At 35.7% G+C, this 25,771-nt stretch carries 24 protein-coding genes; 4 read left to right on the forward strand and 20 right to left on the reverse strand.

What is annotated here, in order from left to right; all coding sequences use genetic code 11:
- The first annotated feature begins 119 nt into the window (after positions 1–119).
- Positions 120–1,502, forward strand: a complete 1,383-nt coding sequence (gene hisS / locus R2Q16_RS04140) for a histidine--tRNA ligase (RefSeq protein ID WP_316735317.1) — start codon at positions 120–122, stop codon at positions 1,500–1,502.
- A gap of 457 nt (positions 1,503–1,959) precedes the next feature.
- On the opposite strand, the gene R2Q16_RS04145 is transcribed toward hisS, so the two are convergent.
- The 17 genes from R2Q16_RS04145 to R2Q16_RS04225 form a co-directional block, all read right to left on the reverse strand.
- Positions 1,960–2,691: a class I SAM-dependent methyltransferase gene (locus R2Q16_RS04145; protein WP_316735318.1), complete on the reverse strand. Its 732-nt coding sequence runs from the start codon at positions 2,689–2,691 to the stop codon at positions 1,960–1,962.
- A 251-nt stretch (positions 2,692–2,942) separates the two neighbouring features.
- Positions 2,943–3,803 carry a glucose-1-phosphate thymidylyltransferase RfbA gene (gene rfbA, locus R2Q16_RS04150; RefSeq protein ID WP_316735319.1) on the reverse strand — a complete coding sequence of 287 codons (861 nt, stop codon included), beginning with the start codon at positions 3,801–3,803 and terminating at the stop codon, positions 2,943–2,945.
- A 105-nt stretch (positions 3,804–3,908) separates the two neighbouring features.
- Positions 3,909–4,775: a dTDP-4-dehydrorhamnose reductase gene (gene rfbD, locus R2Q16_RS04155; RefSeq protein ID WP_316735320.1), complete on the reverse strand. Its 867-nt coding sequence runs from the start codon at positions 4,773–4,775 to the stop codon at positions 3,909–3,911.
- A gap of 1 nt (position 4,776) precedes the next feature.
- The gene (rfbC, locus tag R2Q16_RS04160) at positions 4,777–5,319 is read right to left on the reverse strand and encodes a dTDP-4-dehydrorhamnose 3,5-epimerase (RefSeq protein WP_316735321.1); all 543 of its coding nucleotides are present in this window, start codon (positions 5,317–5,319) and stop codon (positions 4,777–4,779) included.
- Entirely contained in the window at positions 5,319–6,371 is a 1,053-nt protein-coding gene (gene rfbB / locus R2Q16_RS04165; protein ID WP_316735322.1) for a dTDP-glucose 4,6-dehydratase, read from the reverse strand. Before rfbB ends, rfbC begins: the two co-directional genes overlap by 1 nt.
- Before the next feature lie 192 nt (positions 6,372–6,563).
- Entirely contained in the window at positions 6,564–7,016 is a 453-nt protein-coding gene (locus tag R2Q16_RS04170; RefSeq protein WP_316735323.1) for a HEPN domain-containing protein, read from the reverse strand.
- Between the two features lie 441 nt (positions 7,017–7,457).
- Positions 7,458–8,021 carry a DUF3109 family protein gene (locus R2Q16_RS04175; RefSeq protein WP_316735324.1) on the reverse strand — a complete coding sequence of 188 codons (564 nt, stop codon included), beginning with the start codon at positions 8,019–8,021 and terminating at the stop codon, positions 7,458–7,460.
- Positions 8,022–8,023: 2 nt separating this feature from the next.
- On the reverse strand, positions 8,024–8,794 hold the full coding sequence (locus tag R2Q16_RS04180; protein WP_316735325.1) for a DUF3108 domain-containing protein: 771 nt from the start codon (positions 8,792–8,794) through the stop codon (positions 8,024–8,026).
- Positions 8,795–8,929: 135 nt separating this feature from the next.
- A complete protein-coding gene (locus R2Q16_RS04185) occupies positions 8,930–9,445 on the reverse strand; it encodes a DUF2480 family protein (RefSeq protein WP_316735326.1) in 516 nt (171 codons plus the stop codon).
- Between the two features lie 65 nt (positions 9,446–9,510).
- Positions 9,511–11,595 carry a SurA N-terminal domain-containing protein gene (locus tag R2Q16_RS04190; protein ID WP_316735327.1) on the reverse strand — a complete coding sequence of 695 codons (2,085 nt, stop codon included), beginning with the start codon at positions 11,593–11,595 and terminating at the stop codon, positions 9,511–9,513.
- A 130-nt stretch (positions 11,596–11,725) separates the two neighbouring features.
- Entirely contained in the window at positions 11,726–12,301 is a 576-nt protein-coding gene (locus R2Q16_RS04195; RefSeq protein WP_316735328.1) for a hypothetical protein, read from the reverse strand.
- A complete protein-coding gene (locus R2Q16_RS04200) occupies positions 12,301–13,593 on the reverse strand; it encodes a hypothetical protein (RefSeq protein ID WP_316735329.1) in 1,293 nt (430 codons plus the stop codon). The genes R2Q16_RS04195 and R2Q16_RS04200 overlap by 1 nt, the downstream gene beginning before the upstream one ends.
- Position 13,594: 1 nt before the next feature.
- Positions 13,595–14,326 (reverse strand): type III pantothenate kinase, encoded by a 732-nt coding sequence (locus R2Q16_RS04205; RefSeq protein WP_316735330.1) that lies wholly within the window; start codon positions 14,324–14,326, stop codon positions 13,595–13,597.
- Positions 14,327–14,408: 82 nt separating this feature from the next.
- Positions 14,409–15,323, reverse strand: a complete 915-nt coding sequence (locus R2Q16_RS04210; protein ID WP_316735331.1) for a DUF6427 family protein — start codon at positions 15,321–15,323, stop codon at positions 14,409–14,411.
- 172 nt (positions 15,324–15,495) lie between these two features.
- Positions 15,496–16,485 carry a glycosyltransferase family protein gene (locus tag R2Q16_RS04215; protein ID WP_316735332.1) on the reverse strand — a complete coding sequence of 330 codons (990 nt, stop codon included), beginning with the start codon at positions 16,483–16,485 and terminating at the stop codon, positions 15,496–15,498.
- 25 nt (positions 16,486–16,510) lie between these two features.
- Entirely contained in the window at positions 16,511–17,362 is an 852-nt protein-coding gene (locus R2Q16_RS04220; RefSeq protein WP_316735333.1) for a UDP-2,3-diacylglucosamine diphosphatase, read from the reverse strand.
- A gap of 329 nt (positions 17,363–17,691) precedes the next feature.
- Positions 17,692–20,196 (reverse strand): YfhO family protein, encoded by a 2,505-nt coding sequence (locus tag R2Q16_RS04225; protein WP_316735334.1) that lies wholly within the window; start codon positions 20,194–20,196, stop codon positions 17,692–17,694.
- 209 nt (positions 20,197–20,405) lie between these two features.
- Between R2Q16_RS04225 and R2Q16_RS04230 the strand changes: the two genes are divergently transcribed.
- The 3 genes from R2Q16_RS04230 to R2Q16_RS04240 all read left to right on the forward strand — a co-directional run bounded on the left by R2Q16_RS04230 (position 20,406) and on the right by R2Q16_RS04240 (position 22,740).
- Positions 20,406–20,912 carry a GbsR/MarR family transcriptional regulator gene (locus R2Q16_RS04230; protein ID WP_316735335.1) on the forward strand — a complete coding sequence of 169 codons (507 nt, stop codon included), beginning with the start codon at positions 20,406–20,408 and terminating at the stop codon, positions 20,910–20,912.
- 83 nt (positions 20,913–20,995) lie between these two features.
- Positions 20,996–21,817, forward strand: a complete 822-nt coding sequence (locus R2Q16_RS04235; RefSeq protein WP_316735336.1) for a DUF393 domain-containing protein — start codon at positions 20,996–20,998, stop codon at positions 21,815–21,817.
- Positions 21,814–22,740, forward strand: coding sequence for a TIGR01777 family oxidoreductase (locus R2Q16_RS04240; protein WP_316735337.1), 927 nt, complete (start codon positions 21,814–21,816; stop codon positions 22,738–22,740). The genes R2Q16_RS04235 and R2Q16_RS04240 overlap by 4 nt, the downstream gene beginning before the upstream one ends.
- A gap of 186 nt (positions 22,741–22,926) precedes the next feature.
- On the opposite strand, the gene R2Q16_RS04245 is transcribed toward R2Q16_RS04240, so the two are convergent.
- From R2Q16_RS04245 to uvrB, 3 genes are all read right to left on the reverse strand, one after another.
- A complete protein-coding gene (locus R2Q16_RS04245) occupies positions 22,927–23,178 on the reverse strand; it encodes a DUF4834 family protein (protein ID WP_316735338.1) in 252 nt (83 codons plus the stop codon).
- An 85-nt stretch (positions 23,179–23,263) separates the two neighbouring features.
- Positions 23,264–23,461: a YwbE family protein gene (locus tag R2Q16_RS04250; RefSeq protein ID WP_316735340.1), complete on the reverse strand. Its 198-nt coding sequence runs from the start codon at positions 23,459–23,461 to the stop codon at positions 23,264–23,266.
- Between the two features lies 1 nt (position 23,462).
- A complete protein-coding gene (gene uvrB / locus R2Q16_RS04255; protein WP_316735341.1) occupies positions 23,463–25,505 on the reverse strand; it encodes an excinuclease ABC subunit UvrB in 2,043 nt (680 codons plus the stop codon).
- Between the last annotated feature and the right edge of the window lie 266 nt (positions 25,506–25,771).

The following is a 25,771-nucleotide window of genomic DNA, read 5'->3' on the forward strand; positions in this document are numbered from 1 at the left end:
GTGGTTTATTTAATAATCCATTTCCCGTCATTGCCAAGAAGTTGTTAATCTATCGCATTAAGATTGCTTCGTGCCTCGCAATGACGGTCGTTTCAATTCCATTTTGTACTTTTGCGGCTATGTCAGTTATTAAGCCATCATTAGCAAAAGGTACACGCGATTTTTCTCCGGTAGAAATGGTGAAACGCAACTTTATTTACGATACCATTAAAACGGTTTTCAGGAAATACGGTTATGCTGAAATTCAAACCCCAAGCATGGAAAACCTTTCTACCTTAACCGGAAAATATGGCGATGAGGGCGATAAACTGATTTTTAAAATTTTGAATAGCGGGGATTATTTAGCAAAAGTTGACGAGCAATTACTTGCAACACGCAACTCACAACTGGCAACATCAAAACTATCAGAAAAAGCACTTCGCTATGATTTAACTGTGCCTTTTGCCCGTTACGTTGTGATGCACCAAAACGACATTACACTTCCTTTCAAACGTTTTCAGGTGCAGCCAGTTTGGCGTGCAGATAAACCACAAAAAGGACGTTACCGCGAATTTTACCAATGCGATGTTGATGTTGTGGGTTCAAAAAGCTTGTTAAACGAAGCTGAATTTATTTTGATTTACGATGAGGCCTTAAGCAAATTAGGCTTAAAAGATTTCAATATTAAAATTAATAACCGCAAAATTTTATCTGGAATTGCAGAAATTATTGGCAAACCCGATTTAATTATCGACATGACGGTTGCCATCGATAAACTTGATAAAATTGGTTTAGATGGCGTAAGTAAAGAATTACTAGAACGTGGTTTTACGGAAGCCGACTTAGAAAAACTTCGTCCGGTGATATTGCTTGAAGGTTCAAACGAAGAAAAACTAGCCAGCTTAAAAACCGTGTTGGCAGCATCTGAAACCGGACTAAAAGGTATTGAAGAAATTGAACAGGTTTTTGAATATGTAGAAAATCTTATTTCGTACACCTTGCCTTTAACGGCAAAATTAGAACTCGATATTACGCTTGCCCGTGGTTTAAACTATTATACTGGCTGTATTTTCGAGGTTAAAACCAACGAAGTTGCAATGGGCAGCATTGGCGGTGGCGGTAGATATGATGATTTAACCGGAATGTTCGGACTAAAGGATTTAACCGGTGTTGGCGTATCTTTCGGTGCGGATAGAATTTACGACGTTTTAGAAGAACTGAATCTTTTTCCGGCATCGGCAGCGATTGGCACCAAGGTTTTAATTAGCAATTTTGATGAAGAAGCTGAGCGATTTGCGCTGCCAATTCTTCAACAATTCAGAACTTCGGGTATTGCAGCTGAACTTTATCCAACTTCAGCGAAGCTGAAAAAACAAATGTCGTACGCTGATGCGAAGAAAATCCCTTATGTGGTGTTAATTGGTGGTGATGAAATTGCAAGCGGCGAACTTACTTTGAAAGATATGCAAAGCGGTGAGCAGAAAAAAATGACACCTTTAGCGATTATGGATTTATTGAAATAAGCTTTGGGCAAACTTTGTGGTTTGCTGTAAAATTGAAATGGTCGTCACTGCAAGTCAATCTTCTAGGGATACAAGCTATATGCTTTATTATCCGTTGGTTGAAACCAACGGTAATGAATATTAGCAAGTTTTATAAAACACTCTTTTTAAAGAATACGCTATTTATTGCAGGCTCCTTTGGCTGTTTTTCATGTTATTATGCGTTTGCTAGCTTTAGCAAAATTCTTTGTTTCTAAACCCGATTGAAGTGAAAAGCCCGCAAGCGAGGTACGAGTGCGGACTTGCAGCGTAAAGCGGGACTGAAATTTCCGAAGAATTACTGAAATAACGTTTTCTAATAATTCTAAATGCATTTACCAGATGGTCTATAAAAAAGATCATGTTTTAGGATTGCTTCGTTCCTCGCAATGACGATAGCCTTAAGTTTTGAATGCTCCGTTTGGTTAAAATTTGGAGCCTATCTACCAACCCTCAGCAAAATCGGAAAGCGAATTTCTTTCTCAGCATCACTACCCCAAGCCTCTTTAAGTTCAGTAAACATATATTCGATTGGATTCCTTTCATTAGCATTTTTATAATGCTGCAATGCCGACCAGGTGTTTAAATAACCTATCAATTGGTTAAAATTCCAGCGGGCTTTAATTTGAAAATGTGGCGCAATAATTTCTTCGAAAGGGAAAGGAATGGTTTTATAATTCTCTTCAATGTACCTTCTTTCGGGGTCCCAGTATTTACCTAAGAAATCCTCATAAAGCTTATGTACAGCCTTATCTACCTTTTTATCGATATTCATAATTCCATAGCCAATTACCGCTAAAATGCCATCAGGTTTCAACGTACGCTTAACTTCGCTGTAAAAGGCATCAAAATTAAACCAATGGATGGCCTGCGCTACGGTAATTAAATCAAAGCTATCATTTTCTGCATTTACCTTGTCAGATGATTCTACATGATAGACAATATTGGGCAGTTTTAAAGCTTGTTCAATTTGCTTTTTGCTGATATCCGTTGCGTACACAGCTTCAAAATGCAAGGCCAACTCTCTTGCAACCTGTCCGTTTCCTGTTGCACAATCCCATGCAGCTTTTTTGCTTTTTACTAAAGAGAAAATATAATCATATAATTCTTTTGGATAAGTTGGACGATAAATTGCGTACTCTGCGGCCTGGGTGGAGAAATTATCTTTCATATCAAATTGATTAACGAAATTCGTTTAAGTAATTACATAACTGCAAATATATTGTTCTATTTATTACAAAAATCCATTCAATATATAAAGTTTGCTATAGGTCGAGTTACTTAATTGATACAACTAAATAAAGTGCTCATAATAAATTTAGAAGCTTGAACCGCAATATTTAATTAATAAACATTGAAAAGGCCTCATTAGAATTACTAACGAGGCCTTTATAAAGTTTTATTTACAGTTTAAAGAAAGATTTATTTGATCTGCTTTAACAAATATGCACCGTAACCACTTTTTACCAATGGCGTTGCAATTGCCTTAAGTTGTTCACTTGTAATGAAACCCATACGGTAAGCAATTTCCTCGATACAGCCGATTTTTAAACCCTGGCGTTCTTCGATAATCTGCACAAATTGTCCTGCTTGCATTAAAGAGGTGAATGTCCCTGTATCTAACCAGGCTGTTCCTCTTGATAAAACACCAACCTTTAAAGTTCCCCGTTCCAGATAAACTTTATTTACATCTGTAATTTCATATTCACCTCTAGGCGATGGTTTGATGTTTTTGGCAATTTCTACTACATCATTATCGTAAAAATATAGACCTGGCACAGCATAGTCCGATTTTGGGTTTTCAGGCTTTTCTTCAATTGAAATTGCTTTCTTATCGCCATCAAACTCTACAACACCGTAACGTTCTGGATCTGAAACCTGATAAGCGAATACTACCCCACCTTGAGGGTCTGAGCTAGCCTGTAGTAATTTTGCCATTCCATCTCCGTGGAAAATATTATCTCCTAACACCAAAGCTACTTTATCCTTACCAATAAATTCTTCTCCAATTACAAATGCTTGAGCTAAACCATTAGGTTCTGCTTGTACCGCATAACTGAATTTACAACCTAAAGAAGCGCCATCACCTAATAATTTCTCAAAATTCGGCAAATCATGAGGAGTCGAAATGATTAAAATTTCTTTAATTCCCGCAAGCATCAAGGTTGATAGCGGATAATAAATCATAGGTTTATCGTACACCGGCATCATTTGCTTACTGCAAGCAAGTGTTAATGGATGTAAGCGTGTTCCGCTGCCACCAGCTAAGATTATACCTTTCATATTTTCGTGTTTTAGTGGTTATTCGTAGAACTGTTTAAGTGTTCACCAGCTCGTATATATTAACCCTTCTATTATTTATCTAATGTGATTAACCAATTTAAACAATTAACCGTTTAAACTTCTTATTTTAGAAATGCACTCTTCCAGACTATCTCTCCAGTATGGGATTGAAATGTTAAAGGTGCTTTTAATTTTAGATTTATCCATTACCGAAAAAGCTGGTCGCGTTGCCTTTGTTGGATAAGCCGAGCCTGGAATAGGATTCGCTTTAACCTGAGTTCCACTAATATCAAATATTGCTTTAGCAAAATCAAACCAAGAGGTTACGCCTTCATTACTGTAATGATATAACCCGTAACTTTCAGATTTAGAATCGATAATATCAAAGATAGTATTAGCTAAGTCGATTGCATAAGTTGGTGTACCAACCTGATCGGCAATAATACCTAATTCATCTCTTTCTGAACCAAGTTTTAACATCGTTTTCACAAAGTTATTGGCATATTCAGAATACAACCAACTGGTGCGAAGAATAAAATATTTATCTAAGATAGACATAACCGCTTTTTCTCCATCAAGTTTGGTTACGCCATATATGTTAATTGGTTTTGCTTCGTCTTCTTCTTGTAGAAGCTTCACTTCATTTCCTTCAAAAACAAAATCTGTTGAGATGTGCACTAAAGCAGCATCGACAGATTTGCAAGCCTTTGCTAAATTGCCAGCTCCTGTTTCATTAACGGCTTTCGCTAAATCTTTTTCATCCTCTGCTTTATCAACTGCAGTATAAGCTGCGCAATTGATAACAAAAGCTGGTTTTTCTTTCTCCAGTAATGTGTTTAGAAGTTCTTCATTCAGGATGTTGGCTTCTTGTTCAACCGGAAATACTATATCTGATATACCTCTGCGCTCTGCTACGGTTTTAAGGCACTGTCCCAATTGACCGCCTGCGCCGATTACTAGTATTTTACTCATATTATTTTAATGAAGAAAAAGCATTTAACATTAAGTCTTTATCCGATACAGATGCCTTATCTTCAGGAATCATCCAATCTATATCTAAATCCTGATCATTATACATAATGCCAATTTCAGCGGATTTTTCATAGAAGTTATCGCACTTGTAAAAAAACTCAGCGGTTTCGCTTAATACAGAAAAACCATGTAAGAAACCTCTTGGAACGTATAACTGCAATCTATTTTCGGCACTTAGTTTTACAGAGATGTGTTTACCATAAGTTGGTGAACCTGGACGAATATCAACTGCAACATCCAAAACTTCTCCTTTTAATACACGAACCAACTTGGCTTGTGCAAATTCTCCCGCCTGGGCATGCAATCCTCTAATAACTCCATAAGTAGAAAAGGATTGGTTATCCTGAACAAATTCGCCAGACATACCCGTTTTTTCTTCGAAGGTTTTTTTATTGAAGCTTTCAAAGAAATAGCCTCTCGAATCTTCAAAAACCCTTGGCTTAATAATTACACAATCTTTTAGTCCCGTTTCCTGAATCTCCATTATTTATTGTTGTACTGTTGTTCGTAATATGATTGATAATTGCCTGAAGTTACATTGTTTAACCAATCTTCGTTTTGTAGATACCAATCAACTGTTTTTGCTAAGCCTTCTTCAAATTGTAAACTTGGTACCCAATCTAATTGGTTTTGTAGTTTAGAAGAATCGATGGCATATCTTAAATCGTGACCAGCCCTATCTGTAACATAAGTAATCAATTGTGCAGATGTACCTTTCTCGCGACCTAATTTTTCATCCATTATAGTACATAACAGGTTAATTAAATCAATATTTTTCCATTCATTATGTCCGCCAATATTATAAGTATCTCCGGTTTTTGAGTTATGGAAAATCACATCAATTGCACGAGCATGGTCTTCTACCCATAACCAATCGCGTACATTTTCGCCTTTACCATAAACAGGCACAGGCTTATTATTTTTAATGTTATTAATTGCAAGTGGAATTAATTTCTCTGGGAAATGGTGTGAACCATAGTTATTTGAACAGTTAGAAATTACGCAATCCATGCCATAAGTATCATGATAGGCACGTACAAAATGATCAGAACTTGCTTTAGAAGCAGAATATGGACTATGTGGATCGTAAGCTGTTGTTTCTGTAAACATACCCTCCTCACCCAATGCACCATAAACCTCATCGGTACTTACATGATAAAAACGTTTTTTATCATAATCGCCTTTCCAGTATTCGCGGGCTGCATTTAATAAATTTACGGTACCAATTACGTTCGTAATAACGAAAGCAGTTGGGTCTGAAATGGACCTATCAACATGGCTTTCTGCTGCTAGGTGAATTACTGCATCAAAGTTCTCTTTTTTGAACAGTTCATTCATTGCAGCTGCATCTGCAATATCTTCTTTAACGAACTTGTAATTTGGTTTATTTTCAATATCTGTTAAGTTAGCTAAATTACCTGCATAGGTAAGTTTATCTAAATTTACAATCTCGTATTGAGGGTAGTCATTTACAAAACGGCGCACTACATGAGAGCCGATAAAGCCGGCGCCACCGGTAATTAGAATTTTTTTCACGTTGTTATCAGAGATATATGAATTTCAATCCGCTAAAATAAGATAGATATTACAGATAAACAACTTATTATGCATTTAGGAATCTTTGTTGCGCTATATTCTCGAATATCTAGCGTTCTTACAAGCCATAACTTCCAACTTAAAATTTTAAAAATTTAAATATTGAAATAGATAAATTTGGATTGAGTTATATTAAACCAGGCATTGAAATAAATGTGATTTAACTTTAACAAGCAGTGTTTCAATCTTTTCTTTTAAAAAAATGCATTGTTTTAGCGTTATAACATAATCATCTTGATAACGAACACCTAAATAGGAACCTTGCAAAAGATTAATCCATTTTAACTCTTTAGATTCTTTTTCGTGGAAAATGTTGAATATGTCTGGATAATACAGCGCAGCTTCTTTCCGTAGTAAATGAAGCTGATGACTTTTAAAATCTTTGTTTCTAAAAACAAGAATTATGAGTCGATATAATTGTTCGCAGGTTTGGTGCAGCATAAAGGTGGCCATGTTAAGCTTATTTTCTTTAAAATATAATCCCGCTCCATAATAAAAGTTAGCTGCTTTTTCGATCCCTAGGTTAAAAGTCCTGAGCGCATCTTCCTGTATTTTCAACGACAACTGAGAATTTTCTGGAAGCATAAACGATTTTGTCTTGCTGAAAATACAGTTAGATAATTTGCAGTTCACAGAAAAGAACAAATGACCCTTTCTAAGAAAATCTAACATAGTTCCGTAGCAGAAATACATTATATGAAGGCTAGACTGGCCTATCTTAATAAAATCTAAAAGCATTCTTGTTTTTTCTGATTCCTGATACTGATGCTGATCTGTTACAATGATAAGCCTGATCTGATTACCGAAATCCCTACATCGAAAAATATATGCAACAGGAATAACCTTGACAATAAGTTCGAGCAAGTCAAGGAATTCGGTATCATTAACAGTCCGATAACCTTCAGGCGACACGGTCATTCTTAAAGAAAGTATTACATCCCTTTATATTATAAAAGGAAAGATTACCAGAAACTTGATTTAAATAGAAAATCACAACCTGATTAAGATTGTGATTTTCTATTTTATTTACATCGCCGCAACTGATTCTTCCAGCTCTTTATACCATTGTTCACCGTATTTACGGACAAGTGGTCCTTTGAGAAAACTGTAAACCGGCACTTTCAATTCCTTCCCGAAAGTACAGGCGTCGTGGCAGATGTGCCACCTGTCATAATTCAGCACATCAAATTCAGGATATTTTGTTATCCTAATCGGATATAGGTGACAAGAAATTGGTTTCTGCCAATCGACAATACCTTGCTCATAAGCCTTCTCGATGGCACATTTGGTAATGCCGTTTTCAAAAAGCACATAAGCGCATTCTTTGTTTTTATCTACACAAGGGGTTGTTAAATCGCCGTCTTCATCCACAACATAAGTTCCTTGTTCTTCAATGGCCTTTATACCTTTATCATTTAACAAGTGCTTTATTTTAGGATAAATCTCTTGTAAAATCGCGGTTTCATCATTATCCAATGGTGCACCAGAATCTCCTTCTACACAACAAATTCCCTTGCACTTACTTAAATTGCAAACAAAATTTTCTTTTAACACATCTTCGTGCACCAGCACTTGTTCTACCTCTATCATTATTATTCTTTTGCTAAAGCATATTTTAAACCTGAAGCTGATTTTAACTCCATGGTTACCGCACCAACTAAAATTTCGACTTGTGCCTTAACCGGTACCCGGTTACCATCATCAGTAACCCAAAGATACAAACGACTATCTTTTTTAAAAATTCGCCCGGGTTTTATTGATGGGCTAAATTTTAAACACCTGATGCTGCCAAGTTTACTTTTAACAACTTCTTTCCCTATATATTCAACTTCCAAAGCAGATATTTCATCGCCAAGAAAGTAATTTAATTTAAATTTATCGCCTGTTTTTATTTTGGAGATATCCAGACTTCTGGCAAAATAATACGCCGAAACCAAATCAAAGGTTTGAGTTGTTGGTGTAGTAAATGTACCTCTGTTTGATACTACCTTTTTACCTTCTTGATTAAACCTTGCTTTATCTTGTCTGGTATATGATGCCTCCCTGATATTCTCCTGATAAAAATATGGGGTTAACTCGTTTTTATCGATATACGAATCATAATGATCCCTAATTTTATAGAAAACATCGAAAGTACCAGAAGTTTGAGCATCAACAGTTAGTTTGTAGGTTGGTTTATTATCGAATTTTAAATCTGAATTTTGGACCTTAATGGTTGCCTCGGCGGCGGTAATAAAGCCATAACGAAGCTTATAGCTTAACACCTCTCCTTCCTGAAAAACCGCCTCTTTTTTAAGCGGGAGTTCTTGAGCACTTGCATAAAATGAAGTGCATATGAATAATATGATTAATAACCTGTTCATTTGTTGTGTGTTTTGTTTGTGTTTTCTACTGCATCATAACGTGTGATTTGCAGCCATCATACAAGATATACAAAAAACAATCCAAAATTTAATTTAGACATTAAACAGCGCAATCATCATCAACAATAAAAAAGGTTAATCTTTTCTTTTGTACACCGGTACGGTTGAGCAAGGTTCGCCGAACATAATGCTTTTAACCACTGGAGTTAATAGATTCGTAATTTCGACATAAGCCGCAACAGGAATATCAATATCGCCACAGCCTTTTACCACCACACGTTCGTTAGCGAAGTTTTCAGGATTAATTTTAGCGATTGCTTTTGAAAATAAAATAGCTTCGAGCGTGTCTAAATTTCCAAAAACCACTTCATTAGCATAAGGTTTTAGTTTATTTGCCAAAAGCATGTAAGCCCAGGTTGGTACAATTGCATCTGTAGAACAGATAACCGATATGTTTTTACCTTGGTATTGCGACCAATCATGCGTTTTAATAAACTCTCTGAAATCTTTCTCCCTCAACATCAGTCCATGAAAAAGATTGTCTTTAATATCATAAACAATTCTTTCACCCGGATGGTAATATTCTTCCAGGTTCAAAGTGATTAAACCGCTATTGGCGACCTTATTTACGAAGTTTTCTTGAATTTCCATGGCTTATAAATAAAAAAACCGTTCTGAATTAACATCAGAACGGTTCAAATTTACGGAATTTCTTATTAATAGAATTTCACGCGATTGTCTTTTATCGTTGCATTATCTTGCAAAGCCTGAAAAGCCGAGCCTAAAGAACGTTGACCGATAGTCATTAACATGCTTTCTTTTTGCTTAAACATGTTTGCAATTGGAGCAGGATTTGTAAATCCATCAACAGTGAAAACATAAACACCACGCTCACCTTGAACTGGTGCCGATACTTTGCCCGGTTGAGCACCAAATACAGAACCAACTAATTTATTTTCTTGAGCAACACCCGGAATAATTGGGTTAGCGAAAACGATATTTTGAATTGGAAGCACTGTACGGCCAACCTTTGAAGCGATTTGAGCCAAGCCAGATTTACCAGCAGCATCAAATTTAGCACTTAATAATTTTGCTTTGGCAGCACTTAAAACCATTGGTTGAATTTCCTTTTTAACGGCATCTAAAGATAAGGTACCTTTAGGTTTTACATCCGTCAAACGAGCAACAACATAAGCATCGCCCATAGTGTAAATTTCAGGTAAAACATCACCTTTATCAGCTGCATAAGCATCCTGAATTAACTTACGAGGATTATCTAAACCTGGAGCAAAACCTTGAGTTGCTGTAATTCTATCTGCAACAGCCGTTTTTAATTTATCTTTTTCTGCAAGTTTTGCAAAATCATTTCCTTTTACATTAGCTAAAAAGTTGCTTGCTGCTTTGTAAGCTGCAGCCTGTGTTTTGCTACTAGCCGCCAAAGATTTCTCGATGTAAGCTAATTTTGCAACTTTAGAAGAACCAATTTGTTTTTCGATTTTGATTAAATGAACACCAAATTGAGATTTAACAACTTTTAAATCTCCTGTGTTGCCATCAAAAGCAGCATTCTCAAACTCAGGAACCATTGCGCCACGAGCGAAAGTACCCAACTCGCCACCTTTATCTTTAGAACCATCTACACTATAGATTTTCGCTAAATCAGAGAAACTTTTTCCACCTGAAACTAAGCTTTTTAATGAATCTGCTAGTTTAACAGCTTTATCTTCGCCACCAACTTTTGCCGGGTCGATTAAGATATGACTTGCTTTAACTGAATCTGGAGAAAAACGAGTTGCCACAACTTTAATTACTTTATAAGAGTTACCAGATATTGCCGGTCCGTAGTAGCTGCCCGCAGGTAATGAGAAAACAGCTGAATCAACTGCAGGGTCTAATTTACCTTTTGAGATGTAACTGAAAGGAACTTTAACTTCTGAATTAATAGCCGCATAAAGTGAATCATTTTTAGCTGTTCTGAAATCAGCAGCAATTTTATCTACCTGAGCTTTAACAGCAGCCGAATCAGCTTTTGTAGGTTTAATGCTGAAGGTAACATACTCAAATGAACGTAGTTCTTGAGCATTATTGAAACGAGCTTTGTTCGCATCATAATATTCAGAATAATCTGCATCCGTTAATTTAACAGAAGCATCTGGAATAGAAGTATAATCTAAACTTACGTATTTGAAGTTAGCCAGTTTATTACGGTTTGTATATTCGTCTGTCGCCTCTAACGAAGTTACATAAACTGAATTACGCACTAAGTTTGAATATTTTTGTTGTAATGCCTGATTTTTAATTTCAGTTTGCAACAAAAGTGATTGGCTTTGAGCTTGTGGCTCTTTTGATTTTAAAAAGCTGTTTAACGAAACTCTATCTAACTGACCAGTTTGAGGGTTTGTAAAATATTGTTTAATTAATGGGCTTGGGTTTTGACCAACCAATAAATCAACCAATTCATCTTCTGATACGGTTAAACCTAAACGGTCGTATTCCTTTGTTAATAATACGTTGGCTAATTCTGCATTCCAAACCTGATCAACTGCCATTGATTGCATTTGAGCATTAGAACCACCACCATATTGTTGTTTAAACTGATTCACACTTTGCTCTACCTTCGGACCAAATTCATCAATACTGATGTCTTTTCCATCAACCGAACCAACAGTTTTTTGGTTAGCTGCCCAAAAAGGCTTACCCACGTTAATTGCATCACCTACTAAAAATGCAACAATTGCAAAACCAATCATGAATACAAGAATGTATCCGGCACGGTTACGCAAAAATGTCATTAATCCCATATTGTACTTTAAATTATTTAGTTTTTTTTAAGAGGGCGCAAGATACAAATTTGCCTTAAAAAAGAAAACACTAAAATTTATTTATCAAGTGTTTAATTTTTAAGCAAATAACTTGTGTTTAAAAGCATTTTTAAGGAGCAATTGCATCTTTCATCACGGCTTGCCCCGTTGCCGAATTGAATGTATAAGTACTAAAATCTTGTGGTGCCTGAAAATCTACACCATCCAGCACATTACCATCAATGGTTTTAACCGTTACCTTTTGTTTTGAATAGAATATTTTTTGCGCTTCATCCCAAATTAATTCCTCCGATGAAAAGGTATCGCCTTTAACATTTTTAACAATTACATTTTTCCTGAAGATGGTTTTTTGCTCCTGAGAACGGCGGATGGCGTAATCGCTGATTAAAGTTCCATCTATTTTACCGGTTTGTTCGTTAAAGAAATCAATCTTTACACCCTTAATCATTTCCTGGTAATCGCCACCGTTAGATGGGGTTACCTTATCCATAATCGGGGCGTTACCTTTTGCCTTTACACGGGCAGAATCGCTGTAAATAATTTCTACACCTAAAGTTCTATCACGATTAAGTGTTATTTTTTGCTTATTAACGGCATTTGCTTTTTTCAGGTCATCATCTCCACAGGAAGCCAAAAATAGCGGCAACCCAAGCATCAAACCATATAAAAATGCTCTGCCATTCATTAATCTACTCTGTACTTACGGAACCAAGTATCGTTTAAGGTAAAGCCTAAATGAAAGTTGATGTAACGCTCTCTAACCAGATTGTTTGTCATTGTACCACGCTGACCAACTTCTGTTGTGAAGTTGATTTTGTAGAATGTTGAGCCAACATTTGCCGAAGGTAATGGGAAACCAAAACCGATAGATGCGCCCATTTGTTTAATATCCTGGTTGCCGATTTTGATGTAGGTTTTATCGTAATTAACACCTAAACGGTAATCAATACGTTTAAAATAATTATTGTATGAAGTAATATCTGGCGTAAATTGACCACCTAATGAAGCGCCATAACTATTTTGCAAGCCTTGGTTTACATTATTAAGGCTTACATCTGCCCACTTGCTCATTCTAAAATCGGCACCAATTAACCATTTATCTGTTTGCTGAATGGCAATACCGAAGTTATGAGATAATGGTAGCTTCAAACTCGATTTAGCACTAACGATAGAACTTAAAGTATCAATCGCAGTATTTTCATTTCCGTTCTGATCTCTCTGATAAATTGTAGCAAAATACGATTGAGTAGAATTAATTTTACTAGAAGTGCTGCCCGAGTAACCTAAAGTTACAATCGTTTTAGGCGCAACATTAAAGTTGTACTGAATGCCGTATGAATAATTTAAACCACCGACACTATTCTTATTTTGCAACTTTGAATTTAAGGCACCAGATTGTGCAAACTCCGTTGCTCTTGTAGAAATTAAATTACCAAAAATATATTCTACGTTAGCGCCAATACTTAAATGATCGCCAAAACGATGGCCGTAACCAAAATAAGCTTTTGATAAACCACCTTCACCATCGTAAAGTTGATCTACGTTCATGGTATCAATTTTTGTAGAATTTTTGTAGCTATAACCTAAGTCAGTGTACGGCAAAACCCCAAAACTAATTGCTGAATTTCTACTTACAGGCACAGCAAAAGCAATATGGCTAAAAGTTGAATTGAAACTGGTTTCACTAAGGTTATTTCTCGAAAGATTATTTAAACCTGCGCTCATACCAATATCAATTGTAGTTAAAGTTACACCAGAGTACGATGCAGGATTCTGCATGTTGATATAATTAAAACCATTAACTTTATTTACTGCGGTAGAAATACCACCCATTGCACGAAGCTGAGGCAATAAAGAACCTTTTACGTTACCAAATCCAAAACGAGAATATGGAGATGATGTAGTTACCTGTGCCTTAACACCCAAAGCACAAACTAAAACGAGTATGGCTGCAATATAATTTATTCTTTTGTACATTTTAATCTGCAATAGCTTCATTTAATCCTTTTAATACCAAATAGGAATCTTTAATTATCAGAGGCGCAAAGATGCTGTTTTGTAATTGGTTAACCAAAAAATCTGCATCACCACCCGTTATAATTACCTTTAAGGCACTTTCTTGTATCTTATTTAGGGAAATAAATCCTTCAATTTCATTTAAAACACCTTGTAAAATACCATTTTTAATGGCAGTTTGGGTATCTGTTCCTGCGGGAATGGGTGCCGTGTTATCCCAACTTACAAGCGGCAACCTACCTGTGAAATGATGAACAGCATTAAAGCGCATGTTAATTCCAGGGCTTATGCTTCCACCAAAATATTCAAAGTTTCGGTTTAAAAGGTCGTAAGTTATGCAGCTACCCGCATCAATAACCAAACAAGCCTCGTCAAAAATATTCTTAGCACCCAAAATCGCAGCCCATCTATCCAAACCTAAAGTTTCAGGCGTTTTGTATTTATTTAACACACCATTACTCAGCAAAGCTGAAAAACGTATATAATTTGTGTGTTGATTTAAAAATTTTTCTAATTCATTAATTTCTTCATCAACCGAACTTATGATCGATTTCTGAACATTAAACTGATTAATTAGATGCAACAAATCTTCCGTTCGCAGTTTTTCAAATCTTTGGTAATGAACAATTTCTTTACCTGAAAAAACTGCAACCTTTGTAGAAGAATTGCCAATATCGATACTTAAATTGTGCATTAATCTTTAACGAATTCCATTCAATCAGCCACAAAGCTATTAATCTTTAACAAGTTTTGAGGCATCATTTTGTTAAAAAAGGTTAAACAAACAGAAAGTACTGTACTGAAAGGACAAACAAAAGAAACAAAGTTTCATAGAACCACCTCTTTTTTGCGTTGCTAAAATAGTAAGCCAAAAGTACTGCTCCTGGCGGTACACAGAGCAAAAAGTGCGATACTCTAAAATCAGGTTTTAGATAAAAACTGGCTCCAGCGATAAGGAACATAAAAAATAACATTTGAAATCCTTTACGAGTGCTGATAAAGCTTCTAAAAAAGTTTTCGCGGAGTTGGAGCGATGCCAGAATAATAATGACCAATACGGGAATCAACACGAGATAGTCGTTATAATTAATTTTAAAAACTGCAGGAAATCTGTTTGCCAAAGGTTTCCATATTTGGTAAAACGATGCCAAATTATCTTCCCAATAATAGAAAACGGCTAAAAAGAAAAACACAGTTAAAAAACCTATCAAACCCGCAATCCAATCTCTCCAGTTAAATGCCCTGAACAGTAACAACGATAAAAAAATCATCAGCAGCATTGAAATAAACGGAAAGTAAATCAATGTACCTAAGCCAATTATCATTCCGATATCGAAAACCGCCGTTACTGAATTATTCGTTTTATTTAGCTTTAAAAAGCGATCGATTATCCAAATGAGCAAGAAATTACAAATTAGCGCCGGACTTAAAACCATAAAAGGCAGGAACAAACTGGCCCCACTTATGTACATTAGCGCTGGCAGAAAGCTCTGCTTAGTTAAAAGGTTTTGATTGTTAATTATACGGTTAAACAACAATGCCTGTACGAAAACAAGTATTGCGGCAAAAAAAATATTAGTTATTGGTGAGAAAATATTTGAAGAATCGTAATCAATCAGCAAGCGGGCAAATGGCTCCAAAAAATCAAAGTTTAATTTTTCAGGCACTTCATAAAATATAACTATTCGCATAAAAAATGTATATGCAAGTAGCAATATTAAGTTAACTGGATTTAATTTTCTAAACTGATTAATCATGCCATTTGTAGAGACGGCAAAGTAAAGATAAAAAGCGCAAAGATGAAAGAATAAAGATTAAGGAGCAAGGATGAAGGAGCAAAGAGCAAGGATTGCTTATCTCCCACTAAACCTTTGCGTACTTTTTAACCATATCATCAATTATTTGTGCCGTTTCATCGGGAAAATTAAACTGATGCTTCTGCGGATTTTCTACCCAATTCTTAATTATGGGCAGCCAGTTTTTGGTACTGCCCCAAATTACAGGCAAGCCAAATTCTTTTAAAGCATAAGCATTACACTGTTGCTCAAATTGGAAACGCATTGGAGCAACCAATAATTTTTTACCAAGATACAATGCTTCTGATGGGCCTTCGAAACCACCGCCTGTAAATAATCCTTCGCAACTTGCCAAACTGATGTTAAATTTTTCGTTGTTAACAGGCTCAACAAAAACATTTTCAAATTGATAGCCTTCCTTGTTATGTTTAGAAAAAACCTGCCATTTTATGGCAGGAATTTGGCTTAAGATTTTCACCAGGTATTTATCATCAATTGCAGGAAGGTAAACGGTATAATGCCCTAGATTTGTGCTTTCCAGCTGTCTGATTTCCGAGCGAATTACTGGCGTATAAATAAAACTATCGTACCTGTCAAAATGGAAACCTATATGGTGTTTTGTTGGTGCATAATGGCTTAAAATCACTTTACCCCAATCTATTGTTTTAGGGCGAGGTACCTTTTTTGATTTAAATGCTGCCTGATGGCTAAGGGAAACGCAATCAATACCCTGAAGTTTACAAGCCCAAGCACTAACCGGCTCAAAATCATTCACTATCAAATTATAATCCTTCAAGGGCAACTTCTTCATATCTTTCCTGAAACGGAGTAGATTCATATTTAGCCAAGTTTTAAAATGATGTACACCACCTTTTTTACCAAAAATAAAGCTAAAGCCATGAAGCTGGTATTTAATCGGCTGACTTAATTTAACATCAGCCTGTGTTCCACTTACTAAAATATCTACTTCGCCGTGTTTTTGCAGTAAGGGTATAATTTCTCGGGCTCGGCTAATGTGCCCATTTCCGGTGCCTTGAATTGCGTATAATATTTTCATTTTATTGCCCGAATATCTAAAATTATCAGGCTATTTCATACTTAATATTTTTCAACAGTAAATTAATATCCAATTTACTTTTCAAATCTTCTGCATCAGAAAGAATGCCTTCGTCGGTTTCATCCTTAATAAAATCCTTGCTGTCATATTTAAAAACTTCCCAGGCTTTATCTTTATACTCCAGTGCAGTTAAGCTTTCTACCCAATCGCCACTATTTAAATAAGTGACCGTACCATTTTCTCCTGCTATTTCTCTTTTTTCTGGTTGATGGATATGCCCGCATACCACATAGTGATAACCTTTTTCGATAGCCAACTCTGCAGCAACCTGTTCAAAACTGTTTATAAATTTTACAGCGTCCTTAAATTTAGCTTTTATTTTTTTGGAGAAACTCATTTTTTCTCTCCCTAAAATATTTAGAAACCAGTTGACAAAACTGTTAATTAGAATTAAGGTATCGTAACCGATTGCACCCATTTTCGCCAACCACTTTGAATGCTGCATGGTTACATCGAAAACATCGCCATGAAAAAACCATGCTTTTTTACCATCCAATTCCATTACCAGTTTATTACTTAAATGAAAACTACCCATTTCCATTCCATCAAACTTTCTAAGCATTTCATCGTGGTTGCCCGTTAAATAATGAACTTCAACACCTTCAGAAACAAACTTCATCAGTTTGCGGATAACTTTCATATGCGATTCTGGCCAGTAACTCTTGCTAAATTGCCATATGTCGATAATATCTCCGTTAAGAATCAGTTTTTTTGGCTTGATACTTTTAAGATATTTTAAAAGTTCTTTTGCATGGCATCCATAAGTACCAAGATGCACATCAGATATCACTACAATATCTACGTTTCTTTTATCCATAAACAAGAAATTTTTGGGGGAGGAATATTATTACCGCCTTTTTGAAGCAGTTTATAGTTTTTAAAAGAATTTTACCACTCTTCTTCCTCATCGAGTTTAACCTCAAAAGGGCTAAAAAAGTAAATAACAATAATTAAAAGGCATATCGCAAAAAATGTTTCCAGCATAACATCCGATTTACAAACAAAGATAAGACGCTGTCTATCAAACAAATGTTACGTAACTGTTAAATTTTATTACACCTTCCTTAAAATTTGTTAAAAATGACAAAGCATAAAAAAACCCATAAGCAAGAACGCTTATGGGTTTGTAAATTTCTATATTAAATATTACGCCTTTGCTTTTTTCTTTTTGTTTTCTGAATAAAAACCAAAGCCTAAACCAGCCACTAAAAGAATCGAGCCGGCTAAAGAGATGTTTTCGCCAACGTAATACGAAGTTGGGTGGAAAATAAACTCTAGCTTATGATTTCCAGCCTCTAACTGCGCTGCACGAAGTACGTAATCTGCTCTGAAATACGGTTTTTCTACACCGTCGATATACATTTTCCAACCTTTGTTGTAATAAATTTCTGAGAAAACAGCAACCACATCCTTAGCTGAAGAATATTCATAAGTTAAGTGATCTGGAGTATAATTTGTCAGCTTGATAAAACCTTCTTCTCCGGTTCCTAAAATTTTACTGCTCAGCAAACCTTTGAAGCTTTCATCAACAATTGCCTCTTTTTTTGCATCAAAACTATTGATGGCCTTCATTTCCTCATCAGCATTTTTTACGTATTGAACGCTTTGTACAAACCAGGCATTTCCACATGCAGTTTGATTACGTTGCATTTTGTAAGAACCATTTTGTTGGTCTTGCGTAATGATGTAACGGGTATTCAACATATCCAAAACATCTTGATTGATGCTTTTAGTAAGTTGTTGATCAACCAATTCCTGAAAACGTTTTAATCTAGCAGAATGGAAGCCGCCAACGGTTTTGTGGAAATATGAAGTTTCTGCACTTTTAAAAGGATCGCCTAGCGTTAAATCGAAAACCCTGAAGTTTGGATCTTTATCAGCAGAAATGAAATTATCCACATCTCTGGCCTTGTAATGATCGGTTAAATCAGATTTATTTACAAAGTTTAAGTTGCTTAAATATCTTTTGTCTACTTGCCATAAATCGATAAGCACTGCTAGAGCCAATAAACCAAATGCCAATTGCATGTTTAGTTTTTTGGTGATGAAAGCCCATATTAAACCAAATCCAATGGCAATGAATAGTAACGAACGTAAAGCATCAGCTCTTGCTAAAGAAACCCTATCTGCAATAACTGCATCGGTAATTCTGGCGACTATTGTTGCATTATTTTGAGTAATCTGGTTAAGCCAAGTGGTAATTTCTACTTGGTTTGCACTTTTAAAACTGAAAAATACTGTTGGCATAATTACAACTATCAGAGCAAAACCACCTGTAATTGCTGCCGACCAGGTTAATCTTTTAACCAAATATTTTTGATCGTATGCGCCATCCTGTGCTTCTTTAATTGCTAGTATTGCAAGGAAAGGCACTAATAAACCAACCACAGCTAGAATAGATTCTACTGCTCTGAATTTGTTATATCCTGGTAAATAATTGAAGAATATATCTGACACCAAAGGGAAATTAGAACCAAAAGAAAGCAATAATAATAAGATGCTTGTGCCCAAAATCCACCATTTCCAACGGTGTTTTACAATAAACAAACCGAATACAAACAAGAAGCAAATAATAGCACCAAAGTAATATGGACCAGACGTTCCAGGCTTGTCGCCCCAATATTGCGAGCCTGCCTGCTGTGCAATAGCATTAAGGGCTTGGTTAGTATTTTCGCCATACAACGGACCTAAAACGTTTGCTACAGTTCCATCTTGTAAAATTTTAACAAATTCGCCCTTTGGATCTAATGCACCACCACTTGCACCACCATATAAGTTCGGTACTAAGAAGGTAAAACTTTCGCCCACACCTTGGCTCCATTGATAAGCGTAAGCTTTATCTAAACCTGTTGCTGGCTCAGCCTTATCTATCGTTAAGTTAGATTTACCTCTGATGGTTTCTTTACCATATTCATAAGTTGTCCATAGTGTTCCTGCATTAACTAAAACTGCAAGAACGATACCGCCAAAAATATAAGCAACGGTTTTGCCAAACACTGGTAATTGTTTTGCTTTTACTGCGTGATAAAGTTCAATACAACCTAAAATAAATATGGCTATGAACAAATAATAGGTCATTTGAATATGATTGGAACGTATTTCCAACGCCATAAACAAAGCCAATAAACTCGCACCGACCAGATATCGGCCTCTTAAAACTAAAATAATAGACGCTAATATTGGCGCAAAAAAACCAATTGCTAAGGCTTTATTGCTGTGTCCTGCAGCAATTATGATGAAGTTATAAGATGTAAATGCAAAGGCTACAGCACCAGCCGCAGCTAACCACGGATTCACTTTTAGCACACAAAACAAGAGATATGCCCCTAAAAGGTATAGCAATACTGTTCCAACAGGGTCTGGAAACACACCTTTAATAAAGTCAATACCATAAGTTGTAATGTTTAATGGATATTGAACCCAGATTTGATAAGCTGGCATTCCTCCGAACATTTGGTTAGTCCACAACGGACCTTTACCAGTTTGTTCTTTAACATCCATAATTTCTTTTTGCATGGCTTTAGCCTGCAAAACATCGCCTTGCATTGGTGCTTTCCCCTGCAAAACAGGACTGAAATAAGCAAAACAAATGACTACAAAAATTGCGATAATGGCTAAATGGGTGCCATTGTTTTTAAACCAGTTATTCATTAAGGTTTGTATAAGTTTAAACGAACGTCAAAAATAAAAATTTGCCCCGTATATTAAAGGAATAAATTAACTGTACTGATAATTAATAATTTTGATGAATTGGAATAGTTATTGATTTATGTAAAAATCATAAAATATCGGTGATGCACAGTAATAAAATATATTTTCAATAATTTTTGAAAGTTTAAAAAACATAATTACATTTGATTATGGATTTAGCAGCGGGAAAATTAAAATTTATAGAGGCTTGGGGCAAATTAGGCTCTGAATGGGGAATAAATCGTACAATGGCGCAAGTTCATGCCTTGCTCTTAATTTCTCCGAATGCTTTAACTACCGAAGAGATTATGGAAACGTTGAGCATTTCAAGAGGTAATGCTAATATGACGCTTCGCGATTTAATTGGTTGGGGATTGATTGAAAAACAACACAAAGCAGGCGAACGTAAGGAATACTTTTTCGCCGATAAAGATGTATGGAACATTGCGAGGCAAGTTGCAAAAGAAAGGAAAAAAAGAGAATTAGAGCCTGTTTTAAAGGTTCTTTCAGAACTTTCGGCGGTAACAGGTGATGAAAAAGACCCTGAATATGCTACATTTAAAAAGTCGGTTACAGACATAAATAAATTGGCAAACAATGCAGATAAAACCATCGAAACTATGTTAAAAGCTGAAGAAAATTGGTTTTGGGGCTCGATACTAAAGGTTTTTAAATAAAAGATTCTTTAGAAAATACTAAAGCCTTAATCGGCTTTATTTTTTAATATAAACTTTCAATTTTTACTGAAATTTTAATAAACATGAAAACACTAGCTAACCATCTTATTCTTTTCGATAATGAATGTCCAATGTGTTTCGCCTACACAAAAGCATTTACAAAATTAAAAATGCTTCCGGTAGATGGGCGTGAAGCCTACCAAAATATGCCCGAGGAGGTTTGTCCTTTTGTAGATAAAAAAAGAGCAGCAAACGAAATTGCCTTAGTAAATAAAGAAACCGGAGAAGTAACTTATGGCATTGAAAGTTTATTCAAAGTTATCGAAACCAGTTTCCCAATATTTAAAACGTTGTTTCGCTTTAGCCCTTTTTTATGGATAGCTCAAAAGTGTTATGCTTTTATCTCTTACAACAGGAAAGTAATTATCCCTGCGGAGGTTAATGCAAATAATATACAGCCAGACTTTAGTTTGAAACACCGTTTAATGTTCTTATTCTTAACCTGGTTAATTACCTCATTTATCCTTACAAATTACACGCAACACTTAACTGATTTTATCCCTATCGGATATAAATATCGGGAGTATATGATTTGTGGCACTCAGATATTTTTTCAGGGTTTTATCATTTATCTTAATAAAAAAGATAAGTTATTTAGCTATTTGGGCAATATGATGACAATTTCTTTTGCCGGTGCGCTCTTATTAATTATTCCATTAATTTTAAACAATTGGATAGAAGTTCATCCTATCTTTTACCTTTTATATTTTCTTTTTACAGCCGGGTTAATGTTTTTAGAACACATCCGCAGAAGTAAAATTTTAGGGTTAAACCTAGTGATGAGTTTTACCTGGGTATTCTACCGATTAATTGTTTTAGGTGTAATTTTAGTTTTAGCATTATGAAATACAGGAAAATAGTTTTAGCGGGCGGCAATGGTTACCTTGGCGGTATTCTAGCAAAACATTTTAGTAGCAAAGCTGATGAAATTGTAATTCTTGCTAGAAAAGCCAAACCAGACGATGGTAACATTAGAACAATTGTTTGGGATGGAAAAAACGAAGGAGAATGGATAAAGCAATTAAATGCAACAGATTTATTAGTTAACCTTTGTGGCAAAAATGTAAACTGTAGGTATACTGAAAAGAACAAAAAAGAGATAATCGCTTCAAGAGTTAACCCGACTAAATTACTAAACCAGGTTATTAAAAAGCTTTCTGATGGACCAAAAACATGGATAAATATTACTTCTGCAACAATTTATCGCCATACGGAAGATAAACCCCAGGACGAACTAACGGGCGAAATTGGTTACGGTTTTTCTATTGATGTCTGCAACATCTGGGAACAAACTTTTTTCGAACAGGATTTAACCAACACCCGAAAAATCGCTTTAAGAATGGGTATTGTGATGGGCAGAAACAATGGTGCATTTCCTCGATTACTAAATTTAGTAAAGTTTGGTTTAGGTGGCGCACAAGGTGATGGAAAACAAAAAGTGAGCTGGATACATGAGCATGATGTTGCCAGAAGTATTGAATGGATAACAGATGATACAGAAGTTAGTGGCGTAGTTAACTGTACAGCCCCAAGCGTAATCAGCAATTCTGAAATGATGAAAACAATTAGAAAAGCTTATGGAATTCCCTTTGGGATACCTACACCTGCTTGGTTGCTTGAAATTGGTGCTAAACTAATCGGTACTGAAACCGAGTTAATTTTAAAAAGCAGATGGGTTAAACCAGCTTTACTAGAGCATAGTGGTTTTGAGTTTCAATTCAAAACTTTTGAAGAAACTGTACACGATATTTTAAGTTTAAGGGTTTAGATTTCTGTTTTATGGATTGGATTAGAATAATTCTTTAATCCCCGGCAGTATTAGACAAATACGTCATTACGAGGTACGAAGCAATCTTTAGGGTTGATTAACAGTTTTTACTCTTGAGATTGCTTCGTACCTCGCAATGACGATAATATTATAGCAAAAAAGTCCTGATTTTCATCAGGACCTACATTATTTAACCTCTTCGTAATCTACAAAATCACCGAGTTTATCGGTTTTGCTTTGGTCTGGCTTGGGAGGCATATAATCAATAGAAATTGAACCCTCAGGTTTTCTTTTTTTCTGTTGATATTGCTGACCAGTAGCTTGCTGTTGCATTTTACTTGCCATATTATTAAACAACATTGGCAATATTAAACGAATTAACATTCGGATAACCCAAAGCACCATTATTGTTATAAATATAAATTTTACTAATCCCATTCTGAGTTGTTATTATACAAATATAGACGTAGCCATAAATATTTTGTTACTTTTTTGCAGATTAATTGCATTTTCATTACAATTCCTAATCTTCGATTATTTCGCAAACTCTACCAATCTGCCCATCTTCTAACCTCACTTTTATTCCCCTTGAATGAAACGCTGATGAGGTTAGTAAATTTTTAACCACACCATAAGTTACATTTCCACTACGTTGGTCTTTCTTTAAAATTATACCAACTTCCAAACCAGGAAATACGTCTTTTCTATTTTGTCCATCCATATTATTTAGCAAACTTTTCGTTAAACATTTTTTCTAATGCAAACATTTCATCACGCAGTTTAGCAGCCTGTAAAAAGTCCATTTCTTTTGCTGCCTTTTGCATGTCTTTTCTAGTATTATCAATTGCCTTTTGTAATTCGGCCTTGCCCATATATTGTACAATTGGGTCGGCTGCAATGCTAATTTCAGCGTTTTCAATATAAGCTCTCGCTTTGTTATCGCTTGCTTTTTGAGAGAAATCCAACACCGAAGTTTGTTCTAAAATCGCTTCTCGAGATTTACCAACCGTTAATGGCGTAATGCCATGCTCTAAATTATAAGCAATTTGTTTTTCTCTCCTTCTATTGGTTTCATCTATGGTTTTTTCCATGCTGTCTGTCATACCATCAGCATACATAATTACCCTACCCTTATCATTTCTTGCCGCACGACCAATCGTTTGAATCAACGACTTCTCTGAACGCAGAAAACCTTCCTTATCTGCATCTAAAATTGCTACTAAAGTAACTTCGGGTAAATCCAAACCTTCACGTAGTAAGTTAATTCCGACTAAAACATCAAATTCACCTAAACGTAAACCTCTTAATATTTCCACACGCTCCAATGTTTTAATTTCAGAATGTATATAACGCGTTTTAATGTTTAATCTATCCAGATATTTAGTCAATTCTTCAGCCATGCGTTTGGTTAAAGTGGTAACTAAAATTCTTCCGCCCTGCTTTATGGTTAAGTCTATTTCATCCAATAAATCATCAACCTGGTTAATTGCCGGTCTAATCTCAATAATTGGGTCTAGCAAACCCGTCGGGCGAATCACCTGTTCTACAACCACCCCTTCCGATTTTTGCAATTCATATTCAGCTGGCGTTGCACTTACATAAATGGTTTGTGGCGCTAAAGCTTCAAACTCCGTAAAGTTTAAAGGTCTGTTATCCAATGCGGCTGGTAAACGGAACCCATATTCAACCAATGAAAGTTTACGAGAGCGGTCTCCGCCGTACATTGCCCTAATTTGCGGTACGGTAACGTGGCTTTCATCAATTACCATCAAATAATCATCTGGAAAATAATCCAGCAGGCAGAAAGGGCGCATGCCTGGTTGTCTGCCATCAAAAAAGCGAGAATAATTTTCGATACCAGAACAATAACCTAATTCTTTCATCATTTCGATATCAAAATTAGTTCGCTCCTCTAATCGCTTTGCTTCTAACAAATGTTTATCGGCGATTAATTGATTTTTTCTAATCTCTAACTCTTCCTGAATACCCCAAATAGATTGATTAAACTTATCCTTTGGTGTAACGAAAAGGTTCGCAGGGTAAATTGCCATGTCTTGCAACTTTTCTAAAGTTTTACCAGAAACCGGATCTATTGCAGAAAGTTCCTCAATATCATCGCCAAAAAAGGAAATGCGGTAAGCGTGATCGAGATAAGCGGGAAAAATATCAACCGTATCGCCCTTAACCCTGAAAGTTCCACGTTTAAAATCAGTTGTCGTTCTTGCATATAAAATCTCGACCAAACTGTGCAAAAATGCATTTCTCGAAATCCTTAAGCCCACACCGAAACGAAAAACCATTCTCGAAAAATCTTCTGGGTTTCCCATACCGTAAATACACGAAATCGATGAAACCACTATAATATCTCGCCGGCCACTCATTAAAGATGATGTAGTCCGCAACCTCAGTTTTTCAATCTCCTCGTTTATACTTAAATCCTTTTCGATATAAGTATTACTCGATGCAATAAAGGCTTCGGGCTGGTAATAATCGTAATATGAAACAAAATAATTAACGGAGTTTTCGGGGAAGAAATTTTTAAATTCGCCGTATAGCTGTGCTGCCAAAGTTTTGTTATGACTTAAAATTAAAGTCGGTTTTTGCGTTTGCTCAATTACATTGGCAACGGTAAATGTTTTACCAGAGCCCGTAACCCCCAATAGAGTTTGATAATTCTCGTTCGCGTTTACGCCATCAACCAATTGTTTAATAGCGCCTGGTTGGTCGCCCGTAGGCTTGTATGCCGAAGTAATTTTAAATTTCATAAGCGGGATCTAATTTAGCTAATATTGCTATGCAAAGCAATTCCAAACACATTAGCATTACCAGTAAAACGTAATAAAATTCACTTAGTTTTTTATTTGAAAAGCAGGTTTCTATGCTTATCGGTTTCGAAAGCCCCGTTATCCGCTTTACTTGCCCGAGAAATCGGGCTTCGTGTCCGCTTCTACCGGGTTTAATTTACAAAAAACAGTATTTCAAAATCGAAAATAAACCAGAAAAGCCCTGCTAAATGAGCAAGGCTTTTCTG

The sequence above is a fragment of the Pedobacter aquatilis genome, assembly GCF_032678425.1.
GTDB classification, from domain to species: domain Bacteria; phylum Bacteroidota; class Bacteroidia; order Sphingobacteriales; family Sphingobacteriaceae; genus Pedobacter; species Pedobacter aquatilis_B.

What these genes read in the sequence shown, in the direction of transcription:
- R2Q16_RS04200 (WP_316735329.1), bottom strand. Translation starts at nt 13,593, where the DNA reads ATGTACAAAAGAATAAATTATATTGCAGCCATACTCGTTTTAGTTTGT.
- rfbC (WP_316735321.1), bottom strand. Translation starts at nt 5,319, where the DNA reads ATGGAGATTCAGGAAACGGGACTAAAAGATTGTGTAATTATTAAGCCA.
- hisS (WP_316735317.1), top strand. Translation starts at nt 120, where the DNA reads ATGTCAGTTATTAAGCCATCATTAGCAAAAGGTACACGCGATTTTTCT.
- rfbD (WP_316735320.1), bottom strand. Translation starts at nt 4,775, where the DNA reads ATGAGTAAAATACTAGTAATCGGCGCAGGCGGTCAATTGGGACAGTGC.
- R2Q16_RS04195 (WP_316735328.1), bottom strand. Translation starts at nt 12,301, where the DNA reads ATGAATGGCAGAGCATTTTTATATGGTTTGATGCTTGGGTTGCCGCTA.
- uvrB (WP_316735341.1), bottom strand. Translation starts at nt 25,505, where the DNA reads ATGAAATTTAAAATTACTTCGGCATACAAGCCTACGGGCGACCAACCA.
- R2Q16_RS04230 (WP_316735335.1), top strand. Translation starts at nt 20,406, where the DNA reads ATGGATTTAGCAGCGGGAAAATTAAAATTTATAGAGGCTTGGGGCAAA.
- R2Q16_RS04180 (WP_316735325.1), bottom strand. Translation starts at nt 8,794, where the DNA reads ATGAACAGGTTATTAATCATATTATTCATATGCACTTCATTTTATGCA.
- R2Q16_RS04210 (WP_316735331.1), bottom strand. Translation starts at nt 15,323, where the DNA reads ATGCGAATAGTTATATTTTATGAAGTGCCTGAAAAATTAAACTTTGAT.
- R2Q16_RS04225 (WP_316735334.1), bottom strand. Translation starts at nt 20,196, where the DNA reads ATGAATAACTGGTTTAAAAACAATGGCACCCATTTAGCCATTATCGCA.
- R2Q16_RS04145 (WP_316735318.1), bottom strand. Translation starts at nt 2,691, where the DNA reads ATGAAAGATAATTTCTCCACCCAGGCCGCAGAGTACGCAATTTATCGT.
- R2Q16_RS04245 (WP_316735338.1), bottom strand. Translation starts at nt 23,178, where the DNA reads ATGGGATTAGTAAAATTTATATTTATAACAATAATGGTGCTTTGGGTT.
- R2Q16_RS04215 (WP_316735332.1), bottom strand. Translation starts at nt 16,485, where the DNA reads ATGAAAATATTATACGCAATTCAAGGCACCGGAAATGGGCACATTAGC.
- R2Q16_RS04190 (WP_316735327.1), bottom strand. Translation starts at nt 11,595, where the DNA reads ATGGGATTAATGACATTTTTGCGTAACCGTGCCGGATACATTCTTGTA.
- R2Q16_RS04235 (WP_316735336.1), top strand. Translation starts at nt 20,996, where the DNA reads ATGAAAACACTAGCTAACCATCTTATTCTTTTCGATAATGAATGTCCA.
- rfbA (WP_316735319.1), bottom strand. Translation starts at nt 3,803, where the DNA reads ATGAAAGGTATAATCTTAGCTGGTGGCAGCGGAACACGCTTACATCCA.
- R2Q16_RS04250 (WP_316735340.1), bottom strand. Translation starts at nt 23,461, where the DNA reads ATGGATGGACAAAATAGAAAAGACGTATTTCCTGGTTTGGAAGTTGGT.
- R2Q16_RS04205 (WP_316735330.1), bottom strand. Translation starts at nt 14,326, where the DNA reads ATGCACAATTTAAGTATCGATATTGGCAATTCTTCTACAAAGGTTGCA.
- R2Q16_RS04170 (WP_316735323.1), bottom strand. Translation starts at nt 7,016, where the DNA reads ATGCTTCCAGAAAATTCTCAGTTGTCGTTGAAAATACAGGAAGATGCG.
- R2Q16_RS04240 (WP_316735337.1), top strand. Translation starts at nt 21,814, where the DNA reads ATGAAATACAGGAAAATAGTTTTAGCGGGCGGCAATGGTTACCTTGGC.
- R2Q16_RS04175 (WP_316735324.1), bottom strand. Translation starts at nt 8,021, where the DNA reads ATGATAGAGGTAGAACAAGTGCTGGTGCACGAAGATGTGTTAAAAGAA.
- R2Q16_RS04220 (WP_316735333.1), bottom strand. Translation starts at nt 17,362, where the DNA reads ATGGATAAAAGAAACGTAGATATTGTAGTGATATCTGATGTGCATCTT.
- R2Q16_RS04185 (WP_316735326.1), bottom strand. Translation starts at nt 9,445, where the DNA reads ATGGAAATTCAAGAAAACTTCGTAAATAAGGTCGCCAATAGCGGTTTA.